The sequence below is a fragment of the Streptomyces sp. NPDC002640 genome, assembly GCF_053592575.1.
The window spans coordinates 55,622-73,979 of record NZ_JBSFVZ010000004.1 but is presented as its reverse complement, the minus strand read 5'-3'; the positions used below and the strand labels follow the sequence as shown (position 1 = coordinate 73,979).

The 18,358-nt window shown below is 74.6% G+C and carries 15 protein-coding genes; 8 read left to right on the top strand and 7 right to left on the bottom strand.

What is annotated here, in order from left to right; all coding sequences use genetic code 11:
- Nucleotides 1-89: 89 nt before the first annotated feature.
- Complete coding sequence (locus ACWD3O_RS06940) at nt 90-797, bottom strand: glycerophosphodiester phosphodiesterase (RefSeq protein ID WP_451415084.1); 708 nt, start codon at nt 795-797, stop codon at nt 90-92.
- On the bottom strand, nt 782-1,858 hold the full coding sequence (locus ACWD3O_RS06935) for an adenosine deaminase (protein WP_451415083.1): 1,077 nt from the start codon (nt 1,856-1,858) through the stop codon (nt 782-784). Before ACWD3O_RS06935 ends, ACWD3O_RS06940 begins: the two co-directional genes overlap by 16 nt.
- Nucleotides 1,859-1,980: 122 nt before the next feature.
- Here ACWD3O_RS06935 and ACWD3O_RS06930 point away from each other — a divergent pair, with 122 nt between their 5' ends.
- Entirely contained in the window at nt 1,981-2,460 is a 480-nt protein-coding gene (locus ACWD3O_RS06930) for a DUF4190 domain-containing protein (RefSeq protein ID WP_451412044.1), read from the top strand.
- Nucleotides 2,461-2,895: 435 nt separating this feature from the next.
- Here ACWD3O_RS06930 and ACWD3O_RS06925 read toward each other — a convergent pair whose 3' ends face one another.
- Nucleotides 2,896-3,456 carry an NADAR family protein gene (locus tag ACWD3O_RS06925; protein ID WP_451415082.1) on the bottom strand — a complete coding sequence of 187 codons (561 nt, stop codon included), beginning with the start codon at nt 3,454-3,456 and terminating at the stop codon, nt 2,896-2,898.
- 296 nt (nt 3,457-3,752) lie between these two features.
- Between ACWD3O_RS06925 and ACWD3O_RS06920 the strand changes: the two genes are divergently transcribed.
- From ACWD3O_RS06920 to ACWD3O_RS06895, 6 genes are all read left to right on the top strand, one after another.
- Complete coding sequence (locus ACWD3O_RS06920; RefSeq protein ID WP_451415081.1) at nt 3,753-4,967, top strand: ABC transporter substrate-binding protein; 1,215 nt, start codon at nt 3,753-3,755, stop codon at nt 4,965-4,967.
- 5 nt (nt 4,968-4,972) lie between these two features.
- Nucleotides 4,973-6,217: an ABC transporter ATP-binding protein gene (locus tag ACWD3O_RS06915; RefSeq protein WP_451415218.1), complete on the top strand. Its 1,245-nt coding sequence runs from the start codon at nt 4,973-4,975 to the stop codon at nt 6,215-6,217.
- Nucleotides 6,214-7,161, top strand: coding sequence for an ABC transporter permease (locus tag ACWD3O_RS06910; protein ID WP_451415080.1), 948 nt, complete (start codon nt 6,214-6,216; stop codon nt 7,159-7,161). The genes ACWD3O_RS06915 and ACWD3O_RS06910 overlap by 4 nt, the downstream gene beginning before the upstream one ends.
- A complete protein-coding gene (locus tag ACWD3O_RS06905) occupies nt 7,161-7,961 on the top strand; it encodes an ABC transporter permease (RefSeq protein WP_451415079.1) in 801 nt (266 codons plus the stop codon). The genes ACWD3O_RS06910 and ACWD3O_RS06905 overlap by 1 nt, the downstream gene beginning before the upstream one ends.
- A gap of 30 nt (nt 7,962-7,991) precedes the next feature.
- Nucleotides 7,992-9,410, top strand: a complete 1,419-nt coding sequence (locus ACWD3O_RS06900) for an NAD(P)/FAD-dependent oxidoreductase (RefSeq protein ID WP_451415078.1) — start codon at nt 7,992-7,994, stop codon at nt 9,408-9,410.
- A gap of 150 nt (nt 9,411-9,560) precedes the next feature.
- Nucleotides 9,561-10,016, top strand: a complete 456-nt coding sequence (locus ACWD3O_RS06895) for a hypothetical protein (RefSeq protein WP_451415077.1) — start codon at nt 9,561-9,563, stop codon at nt 10,014-10,016.
- On the opposite strand, the gene ACWD3O_RS06890 is transcribed toward ACWD3O_RS06895, so the two are convergent.
- From ACWD3O_RS06890 to ACWD3O_RS06875, 4 genes are all read right to left on the bottom strand, one after another.
- Entirely contained in the window at nt 10,003-10,665 is a 663-nt protein-coding gene (locus ACWD3O_RS06890) for a phosphatase PAP2 family protein (protein ID WP_451415076.1), read from the bottom strand. The genes ACWD3O_RS06895 and ACWD3O_RS06890 overlap by 14 nt on opposite strands.
- 403 nt (nt 10,666-11,068) lie before the next feature.
- Entirely contained in the window at nt 11,069-12,409 is a 1,341-nt protein-coding gene (gene gabT / locus ACWD3O_RS06885) for a 4-aminobutyrate--2-oxoglutarate transaminase (protein ID WP_451415075.1), read from the bottom strand.
- Between the two features lie 257 nt (nt 12,410-12,666).
- Nucleotides 12,667-14,439, bottom strand: coding sequence for a PucR family transcriptional regulator (locus ACWD3O_RS06880; RefSeq protein WP_451415074.1), 1,773 nt, complete (start codon nt 14,437-14,439; stop codon nt 12,667-12,669).
- A 121-nt stretch (nt 14,440-14,560) separates the two neighbouring features.
- The gene (locus ACWD3O_RS06875; protein ID WP_451415073.1) at nt 14,561-16,681 is read right to left on the bottom strand and encodes an ATP-binding protein; all 2,121 of its coding nucleotides are present in this window, start codon (nt 16,679-16,681) and stop codon (nt 14,561-14,563) included.
- A gap of 174 nt (nt 16,682-16,855) precedes the next feature.
- On the opposite strand from ACWD3O_RS06875, the gene ACWD3O_RS06870 reads away from it, so the two are divergent.
- Nucleotides 16,856-18,298, top strand: coding sequence for an aldehyde dehydrogenase family protein (locus ACWD3O_RS06870; RefSeq protein WP_451412033.1), 1,443 nt, complete (start codon nt 16,856-16,858; stop codon nt 18,296-18,298).
- Nucleotides 18,299-18,358 lie beyond the last annotated feature (60 nt).

The following is an 18,358-nucleotide window of genomic DNA, read 5'->3' as shown; positions in this document are numbered from 1 at the left end:
GGACGGATCATCGCCGAGGAGGGCGGCGACCCCGTAACCGCCCTGACAGCAGCGGCAGTCGGGGCCGGGGATCAAGGTCAGGTCGGCCCCTAGGGGGTGTGCCGCCCCGCGTCCCGCAGAGCGGCGAGGACATCGATCCGGTTGGTGGTGACCGCGTCCACGCCCGCGGCGGCGAGCCGTCGCATGGAGCGCCGGGTGTCCGCGGTCCACGCCGAGACCAGGTAGCCCCCGGCGTGCAGCCGGGCGACCAGATCGCCGGTCAGCAGCCCGAACCGGTAGTTCAGCCACCGGGGTCGCACCGCCGCCAGCAGGGCGGGGCGCGGCGGGACCGAGGTCGTCCAGGTCAGGGCGAGTTCGGCCGACGGGGAGGAGGCCCGCACGGCGAGCAGGGTCGCCGACGCCCCCGACCAGTACACGCGCTCCTCAGCCCGCGCCCGCCGCACCGCCTCCAGCACCCGGTCCGGGCCGCCCGGCCGGCGGGCGACGTCACCCGGCAGGTCGAGCAGCACGCGGTGCCCGGCGGTGGCCTCCAGCGCGCGGGCCAGGGTGGGCACCCGGTCGCCGGTGAGGTCGCGCAGCTCCGCCGCGGTGAGCGAGGCGACGGGGCGGTCGTGGCCCCACAGCCGCTCCAGGGTCCGGTCGTGCAGCAGCACCGGGACCCCGTCGCGGGTGAGGCGCACGTCCACCTCCACCGCGTCCGCGCCGCGCTCCAGCGCCGAGCGGAGCGAGGGCACGGTGTTCTCGCGGTGGCGGTACGGGTCGCCGCGGTGGGCGACCGCGATCAGGGGGCGAGCCATGCGTCGGTGTGGGCGTCGATCTCCGCGACGATTGCCGCCTTGCCGGCCGGGTCGAGGAAGGACGCCTCCACGGCGTTCTTCGCCAGCTCGGCCAGGCCCCGCTCGTCCAGGTCCAGCAGCCGGGCGGCGACCGCGTACTCGTTGTTCAGGTCGGTGCCGAACATCGGCGGGTCGTCGGAGTTGACCGTCACCAGCACGCCCGCCTTCACGAAGTCCCGGATCGGGTGCTCGTCCAGCGTGCGCACCGCGCGGGTGGCGATGTTGGAGGTCGGGCAGACCTCCAGGGCGATCCGGTGCTCGGCCAGGTGCTCCAGCAGGTGCGGGTCGCGGGCGGAGCTGGTGCCGTGGCCGATGCGCTCCGCGCCCAGCTCGCGCAGCGCGTCCCAGACCGTCTCCGGGCCCGTGGTCTCGCCCGCGTGCGGGACGGAGTGCAGCCCGGCCGCGCGGGCGCGGTCGAAGTACGGCTTGAACTGCGGGCGGGGCACCCCGATCTCCGGGCCGCCCAGGCCGAACGAGATCAGGCCCTCGGGACGGATCGCGTCGTCCGTCGCGAGCCGGACCGTCTCCTCCGCGGAGACCAGGCCGGCCTCGCCGGGGATGTCGAAGCACCAGCGCAGCACCGTGCCGAACTCCGCCTCGGCGGCCCGGCGGGCGTCCTCGATGGCGTCCATGAACGCCTTCTCGTCCATGCCGCGGCGGACCGAGGAGTACGGGGTGACGGTCAGCTCGGCGTAGCGCACCTGCTGGCGGGCCATGTCCCGGGCGACCTCGTAGGTCAGCAGCCGGACGTCCTCGGGGGTGCGGACCAGGTCCACCACCGACAGGTACACCTGGATGAAGTGCGCGAAGTCCGTGAACGTGAAGTAGTCCGCCAGCGCCTCGGGATCGGTGGGCACACCGGAGTCCGGGTGTCGGGCGGCCAGTTCCGCGACGATCCGGGGAGAGGCCGAGCCGACGTGGTGGACGTGCAGCTCGGCCTTGGGCAGACCCGCGATGAAGGCGTGCAGGTCACGGGTGACGCCGGCGTCGAGGGTGCGGCGGACGTCGGGCTGGTCGGTCATGGGTCCTCCCTGGGGTCCGCATCATCGTAGGGCGGGGCCCCGCGAGGCGTTGCCGGGGCCATAGGATGGCGCGTCCGCGTACGGCCGGCGTGCGCGGCGCAGCAGGAGGGGACAGCCACCGCATGGCCGACAACACCGCCGACAACCCGTACGCCGGGGGCACGCCCGACCCGTGGGCGAAGCCCGCGGAGGGCATGCCGCCGCAGCCGGGGGCGGTGCCGCCGCCCCCCGCCGCCGCGCCGAACCCGTTCGGTCCGCCGCCGCACGCGCCGCAGGGCTTCGGACCCGTGGTCCCGCCGCAGGTCACCCCGCAGTGGGCCGGGATGCCGCCGCAGCCGTCCAACGGCATGGGCGTGACCGCCCTGGTGCTCGGCATCTGCTCGCTGGTCTTCATCTGCTTCTGGGTGCTGGGCGTCGTCCTGGGCGTGCTGGCGATCATCTTCGGGGCGGTCGGCCTGCAGAAGGTGAAGCGCGGCGAGGCCACCAACAAGGGCATGGCCATGGCCGGCCTGGTCTGCGGCATCTGCGGCATCGCGCTGCCGGTCACGCTGATCGTCGTGGTGGGCGCGTCGGTCGGCCTGATGGGCGCGGGCGGCCTCTGACCGCGTCGGCCGGTGCGGGTCGCCCGGCGTGACCTCGGCCGGTCCGGGCGCGACCTCGGCCGGTCCGGGCGCCGGGCGCGACCTGGGCCGGCCCGGGGCGCCGGGCGACATCGGCGGCGGGCGCCCCGGGTCGCCCGGCCATTCCGGCGGCCGGGCAGGGCGCCGGGGGACACCGGTCGCGGGGCGGTCCAGGATGCCCGGCGGCCAGGGGCGCCGGGCGAGGCCGACGGCCCGGGGCGCCAGGTGGCACCGGCGGCGCGGCAGGACGCCAGGGGGCATCGGCGGCGGGGCGGTCCAGGGCGCTCGGGGACTTCGGCGGCGGGGCGGGGGCACCGGGTGGCACCGGCGTCCGGGAGCGGGCAGGGTCCTCCCGGCCCCGGTAGGTCGGCCCGCCCCGTCCCCGCGGGGCCTCCACCGGCGGAGGCCCGGGGCCGCTCAGCCGCCGAGCCGCTGCCGGGCCTCCATCAGCGCGAAACCGAGCAGGTTGAGGCCCCGCCAGCGGTCGGGGTCGAAGGCGCCGTCGTCGGTGGCGGCCAGGCCGATACCCCACACCCGGTCGAGCGGGCTGGCCTCTACCAGGACCCGCTGCCCGGTGCCCAGCAGGAAGCCCCGCAGCTCCTCGTGGGCGGCGAACTTGTGCACGCTGCCCTCCACGACGATGCCGAAGCGCTCGCGCTCCCACACCGCCTCGTCGAAACCGCGCACCAGCCGCCCCAGCTTCTTCGCCTGGGCGGGGCCGGCGGCCTCGCGTACGCGCCGTTCCGTCTCCGCGTCGCCGAAGAGCCGGGCCTTGGCCGCCATCATCCAGTGCTCCGCCGTCGCGTAGGACTCGCCGTCCACGGTGAACGGGGCCGGCCACCACTGGCTCAGGCAGCCCGCGCCGACGCCGCCGTCCCGCTGCGGGCGGTGCCCCCAGAAGTGCAGGTACTTGACCGGCGTGCCCGCGCGCAGCAGACGGGCCAGGTCCTCACGGCTGCGTACCTCGGTCGTTCGCATGCCCGCCACTCTGGCACGCGCCCCCGACACGGCGCTTCCGGGTTTCCGTGCCCGGGACGCCACCGTCCGACAGATTCCGTCGATTAACCAAAAGGCAACAACGGAATCCCTTGTTGGTCACCCGTCGCTCTGTCAGGATCGGCAACCAGCCCCGGCCTCGTCGGCATCCGTGCATCACGCCGCGTCCCTCCGGCCGCCGCCCCGGGCGGCCAGGAGGAAGCCAGGTCCGCCGCCGCGGCGGCCGAGTCTCCCGTCGGTTCCTCCCGAAAGGGCACACCCGAAAGGGCACCACGCGCATGGAGCAGTACTCGCCCGACCGTCCCTCCCCGGCCCGGAGGGCCGCCCTCTCCCGACGCTCACTGCTGCGCGCCTCCGCGGGCGGCGCGCTCGCGACCGGCGGCATCGGCGCGCTCGCCGCCTGCGGCATCCCGCCGGCCGGCAACACGCGGGGAGCGGCCGTCGCCGACGACCACTCGGCCGAGGAGAAGACCGTCAGCTTCTCCAACTGGACCGAGTACATGGACGTCGACGAGAGCGAGACCCGCCACCCCACCCTGGAGACGTTCACCCGGCGGACCGGCGTCAAGGTCACCTACACCGAGGACATCAACGACAACAACGAGTTCTTCGCCAAGATCAAGCCGCAGCTGGCCGCCGGCCAGGACACAGGCCGCGACCTGATCTGCGTCACCGACTGGCTCGCCGCGCGCCTGATCCGCCTCGGCTGGGTGCAGAAGCTGGACCCCGCCAACCTGCCCACCGCGTACGCCAACCTCTCCCAGCAGTTCCGCAGCCCGGACTGGGACCCGGGCCGCGCCTACTCGTATCCGTGGACCGGCATCTCCACCGTCATCGCCTACAACAAGAAGGCCCTGGACGGCGTCGAGGTGCGCTCCATGTCCGACCTGCTGGACAACCCACGCCTCAAGGGCCGCGTCGGCCTGCTCACCGAGATGCGCGACACGATGGGCATGACGCTGCTGGACATGGGCAAGGACCCCGGCGACTTCACCGACGACGACTACGACGCGGCCGTCGCCCGCCTCCAGAAGGCCGTCGACAAGGGCCAGGTCCGCCGCTTCACCGGCAACGACTACACCGCCGACCTCACCAGCGGCGACTTCGCCGCCTGCCTCGCCTGGGCCGGCGACGTCGTCCAGCTCAAGGCCGACAGCCCCGAGATCGACTTCGTGGTGCCGGACAGCGGCTACATGACCTCCACCGACAACCTGCTGGTCCCGGCCAGGGCACGGCACAAGACCAACGCCGAACGCCTCATCGACCACTACTACCAGCCCGCCAACGCGGCCCGGCTGGCCGCGTACATCAACTACGTGTGCCCGGTGGACGGGGTCAAGGACGAGCTCGCCGAGCTCGACCCCGAGGCGGCGGAGAACCCGCTGATCCTCCCCGACCGGGAGATGGCCGAGAAGTCCCGGGCCTTCCGCTCGCTGGACGACAAGGAAGAGACGGCCTACGAAGCCGCGTTCGCGAAGCTGACAGGGGCGTGACCACGATGGACAACGGGACCACCTCCGGCGGCGACGTCCGCCTCACCGGCATCAGCCGGACCTACGGCGCCTTCACCGCCGTCCACCCGCTCGACCTGACCGTGCCGGAGGGCTCCTTCTTCGCCCTGCTCGGCGCCTCCGGCTGCGGCAAGACCACCACCCTGCGCATGATCGCCGGACTGGAGGAACCCAGCACCGGCACCGTCCACCTCGGCGACCAGGACGTCACCCGGCTGCCCCCCTACAAGCGGCCGGTGAACACCGTCTTCCAGTCCTACGCGCTCTTCCCGCACCTCGACGTCTTCGAGAACGTCGCGTTCGGCCTGCGCCGCCGCGGCATCCGGTCCGTGAAGAAGCAGGTCGACGAGATGCTCGACCTGGTCCAGCTCGGCGAACACGCCCGCCGCAAGCCGCACCAGCTCTCCGGCGGCCAGCAGCAGCGCGTCGCCGTGGCCCGCGCGCTCATCAACCACCCCAAGGTGCTGCTGCTCGACGAGCCGCTCGGCGCCCTCGACCTCAAACTGCGCCGCCAGATGCAGCTCGAACTCAAGCGGATCCAGACCGAGGTCGGCATCACCTTCGTCCACGTCACGCACGACCAGGAGGAGGCCATGACCATGGCCGACACGGTCGCCGTGATGAACGGCGGCCGCGTCGAACAGCTCGGCGCCCCCGCCGACCTCTACGAGAACCCGGCCACCACCTTCGTCGCCAACTTCCTCGGCACGTCCAACCTCGTCGAGGCGGAGGTCGCCTCGGCGTCCGACGACGAGATCCTGGTCCACGCCGGCGGCGCCAAGCTGGGCGTCCCCGCCGCGCGCTGCACCGGCCCCACCGCCACCGGCGCCCGGCTGCTGCTCGGGGTCCGGCCGGAGAAGGCGGCCCTGACCCCCGCCGACCGCGCCGGGGACATACCCGAGGGCCGCAACCGGGTCACCGGCGTGATCACCGAGGCCAGCTTCCTCGGCGTCTCCACGCAGTACCTGGTCGACAGCCCCGCCGGGAAGGGCCTCGCGGTGTACGCGCAGAACGTCGACCGGGACCCCGGCCTGGTGCCCGGCACCGAGGTGGTCCTGCACTGGAGCCGCGCCCACACCTTCGCCCTGGACGCCGCCCAGGACATCGACGCCGGGACCGGGCCCGCCGTCACGGACACGCCGGCCGCGCAGGCCACGCCGGCCGTGCCCGCCCGGGGCGCCACACCCACCGCGCCCGCCGCTACCACGAGGAAGGAGGCCGCGACCGGATGAGCCCCACCACCCTCACCGAGGCCCCGCCGCCCCCGGCGCCCACCGCCCCCGCCGCCGGGGCCAAGGCGCGGCCGCCGCGCCGCCGCGGCCGGCGCGTCCCCTACCTGCTGCTCCTGCCCGGCCTGCTCTGGCTGCTGGTCTTCTTCGCCCTGCCGGTGCTCTACCAGGCCTCCACCTCGCTCCAGACCGGCTCGCTCGAGGCCGGCTACGAGGTGACCTGGCGGTTCGCCACCTACGCCGAGGCGCTGGCCGAGTACTGGCCGCAGTTCCTGCGCTCGGTGGCCTACGCCGGCACGGCCACCCTGCTCTGCCTGCTGCTCGGCTACCCGCTGGCCTACCTGATCGCCTTCCGGGCCGGACGCTGGCGCAACCTGATCATGATCCTGGTGATCGCGCCGTTCTTCACCAGCTTCCTGGTCCGCACCCTGGCCTGGAAGACGATCCTGGCCGACGGCGGCGTGCTGGTCGACACCCTCAACACGCTGCACGTCCTCGACGTGACCAGCATGCTCGGCCTCACCGAGGGCGAGCGCGTCCTGGCCACCCCGCTGGCCGTGGTCTGCGGCCTCACCTACAACTTCCTGCCGTTCATGGTCCTGCCGCTCTACACCTCGCTGGAGCGCATTGACCCGCGCCTGCACGAGGCCGCGTCGGACCTCTACGCCCGCCCCGCGACCGTCTTCCGCAGGGTCACCCTGCCGCTGTCCATGCCGGGCGTGGTGGCCGGAACACTGCTGACCTTCATCCCGGCCGGCGGCGACTACGTCAACGCCGACCTGCTGGGCTCCACCGACACCCGCATGATCGGCAACGTCATCCAGACGCAGTTCCTGCGCGTCCTGGACTACCCGACCGCCGCGGCGCTCTCCTTCATCCTGATGGCCGTGATCCTGGTGGTCGTCAGCGTCCACATCCGCCGCTCCGGGACGGAGGATCTCGTCTGATGGGCCTTCTCACGTGGCTCCGGCGGCACCTGGTCGTGATCTTCGGCCTGCTGACCCTCGCCTACCTGCTGCTGCCCAACGTCGTCGTGACGGTGTTCTCCTTCAACGACCCGGCGGGACGCTTCAACTACACCTGGAACGAGTTCTCCGCCGACGCCTGGACCAACCCCTGCGGCGTCTCCGGGCTCTGCGACTCGCTGGCGCTCAGCCTCCAGCTCGCCTTCTGGGCGACGCTGGCCGCGACCGTGCTCGGCACCATGATCGCCTTCGCCCTGGCCCGCTACCGGTTCCGGGGGCGCGGCGCGGTCAACTCGCTGATCTTCCTCCCGATGGCGATGCCCGAGGTCGTGATGGCCGCCTCGCTGCTCACCCTGTTCCTCAACATGGGCGCGCGGCTGGGCTTCTGGACGGTGCTCATCGCTCACATCATGTTCTGCCTCAGCTTCGTCGTCACCGCCGTCAAGGCGCGCGTGATGTCGATGGACCCGCGCCTGGAGCAGGCCGCGCAGGACCTCTACGCCGGACCGGTGCAGACCTTCCTGCGCGTCACCCTGCCCATCGCCTGGCCCGGCATCGCGGCCGGCGCGCTCCTCGCCTTCGCGCTCTCCTTCGACGACTTCATCATCACCAACTTCACCGCGGGTTCCACGGTGACCTTCCCCATGTACGTCTGGGGATCGGCGCAGCGCGGAACCCCGGTGCAGATCAACGTCGTCGGCACGGCCATGTTCCTGATAGCCGTGCTCGTCGTCGTGATCTCCATGGCCGTGGGCAACGGCCGAAAACGCACAAAGGCGTAATCCGACACACCCTGTGGGGAGTTGAGATTCATGGCCCCTGGAGCCATGAACCGCTGGACCAAGTCTCTCGCCGAGGCCCGACCGGCCGCCTTCTGGCTGGAGGACCCCGGCAGGCCCCGCCCCGAGCCCGCGCTCACCGCCGCCACCACCTGCGACCTGCTGGTGGTCGGCGGCGGCTACAGCGGACTGTGGACCGCCCTGGTCGCCAAGGAACGCGACCCGGGCCGCGACGTCCTGCTGCTGGAGGGCAAGGAGATCGGCTGGGCCGCCTCCGGACGCAACGGAGGCTTCTGCGCCGCCTCCCTGACCCACGGACTCGCCAACGGGCTCTCCCGGTGGCCCGGCGAGATCCGCACCCTCGAGGAACTGGGCGCCCGCAACCTCGACGCCATCGAGGACACCGTCGCCCGCTACGACATCGACTGCGAGTTCGAGCGCACCGGGGAGATCGATCTCGCCACCGAGCCGCACCACCTCGGCGAACTGCGCGAGCTGTACCGGACGCTGGAGGAGCACGGCCTCGCCGACGACGTCGAACTCCTCGACGCCGACGCGGTGCGCGCCCGGGTCGACTCCCCGGCCTTCCTCGGAGGCCTGTACGACCGCCGGGGCGTCGCCCTGGTCCACCCCGCCAAGCTGGCCTGGGGGCTGAAGGATGCCTGCCTGCGACTCGGCGTCAGGATCCACGAGAACAGCCCCGGCCTCTCCCTGCGGCAGGGAGGGGCGGGCATGACCGTGACCACGCCCTACGGGTCGGTGCGGGCCGGCAAGGTGGCGCTGGCCACCAACGTCTTCCCGAGCCTGCTGCGCCGGGTGCGGCCCTACACCGTGCCGGTCTACGACTACGCCCTGGTCACCGAGCCGCTCTCCGAGGAACAGCGGGCCTCGATCGGCTGGCGGGGCAGGGAGGGCCTGGCCGACCTCGCCAACCAGTTCCACTACTTCCGGCTGACCGCCGACCACCGGATTCTGTGGGGCGGCTACGACGCCGTCTACCGCTACGGCGGGCGGGTGCGGGCCGAGTACGACAACCGGCCCGAGACCTTCGCCGCGCTCGCCGAGCAGTTCTTCACCTGCTTCCCGCAGCTGGAGGGGCTGCGCTTCACCCACGCCTGGGGCGGGGCCATCGACACCTGCTCGCGCTTCGCGCCGTTCTTCGGCACGGCGCACCGGGGCCGGGTCGGCTACTCCGTCGGCTACACGGGGCTGGGCGTCGGCGCCACGCGGTTCGGCGCGGAGGTGGTGCTGGACCTGCTCGACGGCGAGGCGACCGAGCGGACCGCCCTGGAGATGGTGCGGTCCAAACCGCTGCCGTTCCCGCCGGAGCCGTTCGCCTGGACCGGCATCGCGCTCACCCGCTGGTCGCTGGCGCGGGCGGACGTCAACGGAGGCAGACGCAACGTCTGGCTGCGGGCGCTCGACCGGGTCGGACTCGGCTTCGACAGCTGACGCCGGTCGACCACGGCTGACCGCGACTGACCGCTGTCACCCGAAAGGGTGACTGTGGGGAAGTCGCGTAATGACCGGCGCGCGACCTCCTCTCTCCCACCGGACGGTGCCGCACGGCTGGCGGCACCCGGGGAAAGAGGAGGTCCGCGGATGAACGGGACGGCTGCGGTGCGGCGGGCGGTCGAATGGCTGGTGGCGGTCGCCCCCGACCCGGCCGCCTGCCGGCGGGAGTGGGAGCGGCGCGCCGACGGCGTGGCGCTGCTGCCGGCCGGGAGGGCGTGGGACGTGCTGATACTGCCGGGCGCCCTGGGGCACGCCACGCTGGCCGTGCTGCGGCGCTGCCTCGACCGGCCGGGGCCGGTCCTGGCCGGGTTCGACGAGGACCGGGTCGGGTTCCTCGTCCCGCCGGGGACGGCGGGGCGGTGGCTCGGCACGGGGGTCCGGGCGGCGGGAAGGGGCACCTGGATCGTCGTCCCGCACCCCGGGCGGCGGGGCGGCGGCCGCGTGCGGTGGCTCGTGCCGCCCGACGGCACGGGCCTGCTCACCGACCCGGCGCTCCTGGAGATCGCCATGCACGAGGCCGCCGCGAACCTCAGCGAGGGCTGACCCCCGCGGCGGACGCCGCCCGGCCCCGGCCACCGGCACGGGGCGCGGTGAGGGCGGCGAGACCGGCGGTGAGGCTGCCGACGACGTCGAGGGGCCAGTGGTACCCGTGGACCACCAGCCCCACCGCCGTGGCCGCGACCAGGGCCGCGGCGGCGGCGCACGCGGCCAGCCGCACCCCGCGCCGGCGGAGCCAGGGGAGGAGCAGGACCGCGGCCACCCCGTAGAAGACGACGGCCGTGGCGGCGTGACCGGACGGGTAGAAACCCGTGTCCGGAGCCATCGGCGGCGGTCCCGGCCGAGCGAACAGCGCCTGGAGCGGTCCCACCACCAGCGGCACCGCCACCGCCGCCCCGCCGGCCACGGCGAGGGCCGCCCACCACCGCGTCCGCCCCGCCCGGCGGGCCCGCAGCGCGGCGTACCCGGCGGCGGCCACCAGCACCGGCAGCGCCACCTCCACGTTGCCCAGGTCCGCGAGGAACCCGGAGAACCCGGAGCGCTCGATCACCGCCCGCCCCAGCCGCTCGTCGGCCCGCGCCAGCGGCCCCTCCACGGCGACCTGCCAGGTCACCAGCGCGAACAGCACGAGCAGCAGCGAGAACGGCAGCCACCGCGTGGCGGCGTGGCGGGGGCGCGGGGGAGTGGTCGGCACGCCACCAGGGTGCCGGACATGCCGAAGGGCCGGCACAAGGGGGGATGTGTGCCGGCCCTTCGGAGGACCGCCGTGAAGTGACGGCCCGGATCGGGTGCCGTGCGCCCCGGGGGGTTTGGGGCGGACGGCCGTCCGATCGGTGAGGAGAACCCGGAGGCGTCAGGTCTCCGGGCGTGCGCGAGGCACGGTCAGGCCGAGGCTGGGGAAACCCCGACCCGGACGATCCGCGGCGAACCGCGGATGCAGGGTGTCTCTCATCCGCACCGAACTTACGGCACGACCGGAGGCCGGGACAGACACCCGCCCCTCCCGACATCCACCCCGCACACCTTCTTCACAGGCTCTCCCGGCGCGGGGGTCCCACGCCTCCCGGAGAGACCCCTCGCGGAGAGCCCGCCGGTGCTCAGCGCGCGGCGAACGCCTGCTCCAGGACGTCGAGGCCCTCGTTCAGCAGTTCGTCGCCGATCACCAGCGGCGGCAGGAAGCGCAGCACGTTGCCGTAGGTGCCGCAGGTGAGGACCAGCACGCCCTCCTGGTGGCAGGCCTTGGCGACGGCGCCGGCGACATCCGCGGCCGGCTCCTTGGTCGCGCGGTCCTTGACCAGCTCGATGGCGATCATGCCGCCGCGGCCGCGGATGTCGCCGATGACGTCGAACTTCTCCGCCATCGCCCGCAGGCGGCCCTTCATGAGCTCCTCGATGTCCCGGGCGCGGGCGTTGAGGTCGAGCTCCTTCATCGTCTCGATGGCGCCCAGCGCGGCGGCGCAGGCCACCGGGTTGCCGCCGTAGGTGCCGCCCAGGCCGCCCGCGTGCGCGGCGTCCATGATCTCGGCGCGGCCGGTCACCGCGGCCAGCGGCAGACCGCCGGCGATGCCCTTGGCGGTGGTGATCAGGTCCGGGACGATGCCCTCGTCCTCGCAGGCGAACCACTGGCCGGTGCGGCAGAAGCCGGACTGGATCTCGTCCGCCACGAAGACGATGCCGTTGTCGGAGGCGAACTCGCGGATCGCGGGCAGGAAGCCCTTGGCCGGCTCGATGAAGCCGCCCTCGCCGAGCACCGGCTCGATGATGATCGCGGCCACGTTCTCGGCGCCGACCTGCTTGACGATCTGGTCGATCGCCTGGGCGGCGGCCTCCGGGCCGGCGTTCTCGGCGCCCGTGGGCCAGCGGTAGCCGTAGGCCACCGGCACCCGGTACACCTCGGGGGCGAACGGGCCGAAGCCGTGCTTGTACGGCATGTTCTTCGCCGTCAGCGCCATGGTGAGGTTGGTGCGGCCGTGGTAGCCGTGGTCGAACACCACGACCGCCTGCCGTTTGGTCCAGGCGCGGGCGATCTTGACCGCGTTCTCCACGGCCTCGGCGCCCGAGTTGAAGAGGGCGGACTTCTTGGCGTGGTCGCCCGGGGTCAGCTCGGCCAGGGCCTCGGCGACGGCCACGTAGCCCTCGTACGGGGTGACCATGAAGCAGGTGTGGGTGAAGTCGGCGAGCTGGGCGGAGGCGCGGCGGACCACGGCCTCGGCGGAGGCGCCGACCGTGGTGACGGCGATGCCGGAGCCGAAGTCGATGAAGCGGTTGCCGTCGACGTCCTCGATCACGCCGCCGTCCGCGCGGGAGGCGAACACCGGGAGGGTGGAGCCCACGCCCTGGGCCACCGCGGCGGCCCGCCGGGACTGCAGCTCGATCGACTTCGGGCCGGGGACGGCGGTGACGAGGCGACGCTCCTGCGGCAGCGAGGATGTGGTCATGGGGGACTCCCTGGGGTCGTGCGGACGGTCGGGGGTTGTCGCCCTGCGGCGGTGCCGCTGTGTCGCCGGCGGCTCTGCCGTGGTGTCGCTGCCGGCTCTGCCGCCAGGCGGACGCTTCCCTCCTTGCTCGCAGGCTAGGGCCCACGGAGCGGGGTGAGCATGCTCCACGGGGGAGCGTTCGGCGCGTCGCCTTGTCCGCCGAGGCGCAGTGCGGGGGCGGAGGTGCGGCTGGAGGGCTCGGGCTCGGCCGCGGGGGCTCAGCCGTCGCCGCCGTGCTTGCCGCCCTGTCCCGTGGGACGGCCGGGCCCGTTGCCGTGGCCGGCTTTGCCGCCGTGGGAGGCTCCGCCGCCGTGGGCGGTCCCGTCGGCCTTGCCGGTCCCGCCCTTGCCGGTCCCGTTGCCGTGGCCGTTGCCGGTGGCCTTCAGGGCCAGCCAGAGCTCCATCCGCACGTCCGGGTCGTCCAGGGAGCGGCCCAGGATCTCCTCCACCCGGCGCATCCGGTACCGCAGCGTGTGCCGGTGGACGCCCAGGTCGGCGGCGGCCGCGTCCCACTGCCCGTGCCGGGAGAGCCAGGCGCGCAACGACGCCACCAGGTCGCCGCGTCCGGTGGCGTCGTGGTCCCGCAGCGCCCGCAACTGGCCCTCCGCGAAGGCGCGCACGGCGTCGTCGGCGAGCAGCGGGACGACCGAGCCGGCCGCCAGGTGCTCGTGCTCGACCAGCACCCGGCCCCGGCGCCGGGCCACCGCCAGGGCCTGCACGGCCTGCTTGTACGCCGAGGCCACACTGGTCGGTCCGGCCGGGGCGGAGACCCCGAAGGCCGGGGCGGCGGCGCCGCGCTCCGTGGCGGACTCCAGGGCCGCCGCCTGCTCCGCACAGGCGGCCAGGGCGGCACCACCGTCCGCCGCCAGCACCACCAGCCGGCCCTGCTCGGCCTCCGGCACCACCAATACCGGCTCACCGGCCCACGCGGCGGCCGCCTCCAGCGCGGCGGGCAGCTCCTCGCCGCGCCCCTCGACGACGACCACACGGAACGGGGCGTCCAGCAGCCCGCCGTACAGGTCGCCGGCGACCGTCCGGGCGTGCTGGGCCTCGCCGGAGAGCAGCATGTGCAGCACGGCGGCGCCGATCCGCTGCTCCGCCTCGTGGAGGGAGCGGGAGCGCTCGGTGGTGAGGGTGAGCAGCGCGATGGCGGAGTGCACCGCGTAGCGCTCGGCGGTGCCGAGCGGGGCCGCGGTGCCGACGGCGAGCGCCGAGCGCGGGCGGCGTCCGGTGCCGAGCGTGTGCAGCTCCACGCGGTCCTCGCCCTGGCCGCCGCCCCGGACGCCGCCGTCACTCCGTACGCCGCCGTCGCTCCGGTCGCCCGCCGCGCTGCGTTCGTCCTCCGCCACCTGGCCGGCGATCACCGCGGTGGCCGGGGTCTGCCGGTCGCGCAGCCGCTGCACGTCGGGGGTGAGGCGGGCGGCGCGGCGTCCGGCCCAGTCGGGGGCCGCGGCCACCACGGCGCCGGACGCGTCGTAGAGCGCGGCCCAGCCGTCGACCTGGGAGGCCAGGGCGGCCAACAGCCCCTCCGGGCCGTCTCCCAGCGCCCGGCGGGTCAGCTCCCGCTGGGCGGCGAAACCGGCGGTCACCGCGCGGTACTGGTCGGCGGCGATGGCCGCGGAGACGGCCTTGCTGATGGCCAGGAACGGTGTGGCCCGCGGCACCTCCAGCAGCGGGAGGCCGTGCTCGACGGCGGCGTCCACCAGGGGCTGCGGGGTCTTCTCGTAGTTGACCCCCACCCCGAAGCCGAGGGCGACCACACCGGCTCCGGCGAGGCGGCGGACGTACCGGTCGGCCTCCGCCGGGTCCTCGGCGTCCACCTTCAGCGCGGTGGTCAGCAGGAGTTCGCCGCCCTCCATGTAGGGCACGGGGTCCGGCAGCTCGCTCACGTGCGCCCACCGCACGGGGACGTCCAGCCGGGTCCCCTCGCCCGCCCGGAGGGTGAGGCGGAGGGCGGAGTGGTGCAGGAGGGAGGCGAGGGTGGGCGGCATGATGATCCTGTCGTGCGTTTGGCCGGACTGGAGCAGTCCCCACCTCGATTCTGCCGCACTGTCCGCCTCGACCGGGCCTTTGCGGTGCTTCCGGCCCGGTCGGAGCGGCGGGGCGGCCCGGTTACCCGCGGAGGTCCGTCAGCAGCGGAGGGGTGTGGTCGCCCGTCGGGGTGGTGAAGGAGATGACGGCGTGGCCCGGGGGCACACCGTGGGCCAGGTCCGAGGCGGACCAGCGTTCCCGCTCGACCTGCCGCACGGTGACCGCCCGCGCGGTGGGCGCGTGCCCCGTGATCACCCTCCGCAGGGCGTGCACCGCCTTCCCGGCCGGCGTCTCGGCGACGATCTGCCGGTCGGTGACGTCCCGCGCCTCGGTCCACTCCTTGCCCCAGACCTCGGCGAAGTCCTGCCCGTCCCACGGCGTGAGCCCGGAGAGCGCCACCCGGCACCCCACCGACCCCAGCAGCGGCCCGCGCAGCGCCCGCGGCACGTCGTCCAGCGTGCGCAGCGCCAGGACCACGCCGGCGTTGACCGACCGCAGCCGCTGCACCGCCCGCACCGCCTCCCCGGTGACCACGCCGGCCGCCTCGTCCAGCACCAGGCAGGCGAAGAGCGACCGGTCCTGCCGGACCGCCACGCTCGCCGCGAACTGGGCCAGGACCAGCCGCGCCAGGATCCGGGAGGCCTCCGCGTGGCCGTGCCGCGGCAGGTCGACGCGGACCCGCACCGGGTGGTCCAGGGCCCGCGGCGAGAACGGCCGGGTCCGCCCGGTGGTGTCGAAGAAGCCCGCGAAGGCCGGCCGGTCCAGCAGCGCGATCCGGTCGGCCAGCAGCGGCGCCGCGTCCCCGTGCCGCCCCGCCTGCCGCTCCCGCGCGTCGAGCTCCCGCACCAGCGAGCCGTGCGCGGGATCCCGCCCCAGCGCCTCGCGCAACGCGGCCAGCGGGGCCGGGTCGCCGTCCAGCAGCGCCCGCAGCTCCGGCACCGACGGGAACCGGTCGTGGACGGCGCGGAACGGGCCGAGCAGCTGGGCCAGCACCGTCGCCGCGCGCCGCCCGCCCTCCGCGGGACCCTGCGGATCGGCGAGGTCCCCGGCCAGCGCCTCGGCGAGCACCGCGGCCGCCTCGTCGGGGTCGGTGGCGCCGCCGTACAGGTCCAGGTCGTGCGGGGAGCCGGGGTCGCCGATCCGGATCACGACGTCGTAGGCGTCGGTGGCGCCCAGCCCCGCCCCGTCGGTGCCGACCACCACCACCGCGGCGCGGCCCGCCAGGGCGTGCAGGGTGAGCGACTCGGCCACCGGGCGGATCAGGGACGACGTCTTGCCCGCGCCGGACGGGCCGACCGCCACCAGCGAGGTCGCCAGCAGGTCGGGGGCGAGCGCCACCCCGGCCTCGCGGTAGGCGTACGGGTTGCGCGGGTCGTCGGCGGCGGCGCCCACCCGCACCTGCCCGGTGAGCAGGTCGTGCCGGGCGGTGCGTACCGGGAGGTCGCGGGCGCCGGACGGGTGCGGGCAGGCGGCGGCGCCGTCCCGCAGCACGGCGTCGGTGAACGTGCCCAGCGGCAGCCGGCCGGCGCGCACGCTCTGCCAGGCGCGGGTCAGGCGGACGTGGTCGATGTCCCGCATCACCCCGGCCCGGGCGTCCGCGGCGAGCCGGTCGGCGGCGGCCACGGCCTCCGGCGACCCCGCGCCCCGCAGCTCGGCCCAGAGCGCCGGGTCCTCCTCGGTGGCCGGGACGGCGGCCGGCTTCCGGGCCCGCCAGGCCGACGGTCCGACGCGGCGCCACAGCTCGGGCCAGCGGCCCATCCGGGCCACGAAGGCCAGGATCAACCCGGCGACCAGCAGGTAGTACAGGTCCGCCAGCCGCGAGGCCCACACCTGGTCGCCGTGCTGGCCCGGCTGGGGCTGCGTGAGGCTCTGCGGGGCCATGGCGTAGTAGGGCCACAGCCACCAGTTGCCCAGGTAGCCGTTGTAGAGCAAGGACCAGACCAGCCACCCGGCCAGGAACGCGATCGCCGCTCCGGTCACCAGCTGCCGGGTCGGCGTGGCGTCCGGCTCCTGCTCCGGGCGCGGCCGGTGCCCGAACCGCCAGACGCCCGGCGACGCCTCGGGGCGGGGGGTGCGCAGCCAGGACAGGAAGGCGCTGCCGGCGGTCGGGGACGGCGCCGGACCGGCGGCCTCCACCGAGGGGGCGTGCCGGGGACGCGGCGGGTGGGTCGGATGCGTGTCCTGCGTACCGTCGGTGTCCATCAGGGCCCCCAGTGCGGCGCGTGTTCACATGTACCGGGGCTCAATGTAGTGGCCCGGCGGCCGCGTCCCGCGGTTCTCGCACGGTCCTGCCCCGCCGAAGTGGCGTAAAACCGACGACCACCGCTCCAACCGGGCCAGGTCGGCGTCCGCCGGCCCCGTCATACCGTGGTGGGCATGACCACCCACGCCTTCTGGGTCGCCGGCCGCGAGGCCACCGGCGACGAGACGTTCGACGTCACCAACCCCTACGACGGCCGGACCGTCGGCACCGTCAGCGTCCCCACCGAGGCCCAGGTGGAGGAGGCCGTCGCCGCCGCGCACGCCGTGCGGGACGAGTTCGCCGCCACCCCGGCGCACGTCCGCGCCGCCGCCCTCGACCACGTGGCGCGCCGCCTCACCGAGCGCACCGAGGAGATCGCGCAGCTGATCTCCGCCGAGAACGGCAAGCCGGTCAAGTGGGCCCGCGGCGAGGTCGGCCGGGCGATCTCCGTCTTCCGGCTCGCCGCCGAGGAGGCCCGCCGCTGGAACGCCGGCGAGGCGCAGCGGCTCGACACCGACCAGGGCGGCACCGGCCGCCTGGCCCTCACCCGCCGCATCCCGCGCGGCGTCGTGCTGGGCATCGCCCCGTTCAACTTCCCGCTCAACCTGAGCGCCCACAAGGTGGCCCCGGCCATCGCGGTCGGCGCCCCGATCATCCTCAAGCCCGCCCCGGCGACGCCGATCTCCTCACTGGTCCTCGGCGAGATCCTGGCCGAGACCGACCTCCCGGCCGGCTCCTGGTCCGTCCTGACCGTGCCCAACGACCGGATGCCGGCGCTGGTCCAGGACGAGCGCCTGCCGGTCATCTCCTTCACCGGCTCCGGCCCGGTCGGCTGGTCCATCCGCGACAGCGTGCCGCGCAAGCACTGCACCCTGGAGCTCGGCGGCAACGCCGCCGCCGTCGTCCTCGCGGACTGGGCGAGCGAGGCGGACCTGGAGTGGGCGGCCACCCGCATCGCCACCTTCTCCAACTACCAGGGCGGCCAGTCCTGCATCTCGGTGCAGCGGGTGATCGCCGACGCCGCCGTGTACGACCGCCTCCTGCCGCTGATCGTGGAGAAGGTCGAGGCCCAGGTCACCGGCGACCCCGCCGACGACGCCACCGACGTCGGCCCGCTGGTGAGCGAGGACGCCGCCAGGCGCGTCGAGTCCTGGGTCGACGAGGCCGTCCAGGCCGGCGCCGAGCTGCTCACCGGCGGTGTCCGGGACGGCGCCACCTATGCGCCGACCGTGCTGGCCGGCGTGCCCGACGGCGTCACCCTCTCCTGCGAGGAGGTCTTCGGCCCGGTGCTGACCGTGCAGCGGGTCGAGGGCGAGGCGGAGGCGTTCGCCGCCGTCGACGACTCGCCGTACGGCCTCCAGGCGGGCGTCTTCACGCACGACCTGCAGACCGCCTTCCGCGCCCACCGCGCCCTGGAGGTCGGCGGTGTGATCATCGGCGACGTGCCGTCCTACCGCGCGGACCAGATGCCGTACGGCGGCGCCAAGCAGTCCGGCGTGGGCCGCGAGGGCGTGCGCTATGCCATGGACGACTACACCTACGAGCGCGTCCTGGTGCTCACCGGCCTCGCCCTCTGAGGACCCGGCGGACCCGGACCGTCCGGACGCCGCCCCGAATCACACCGGGGCGGCCTCCGG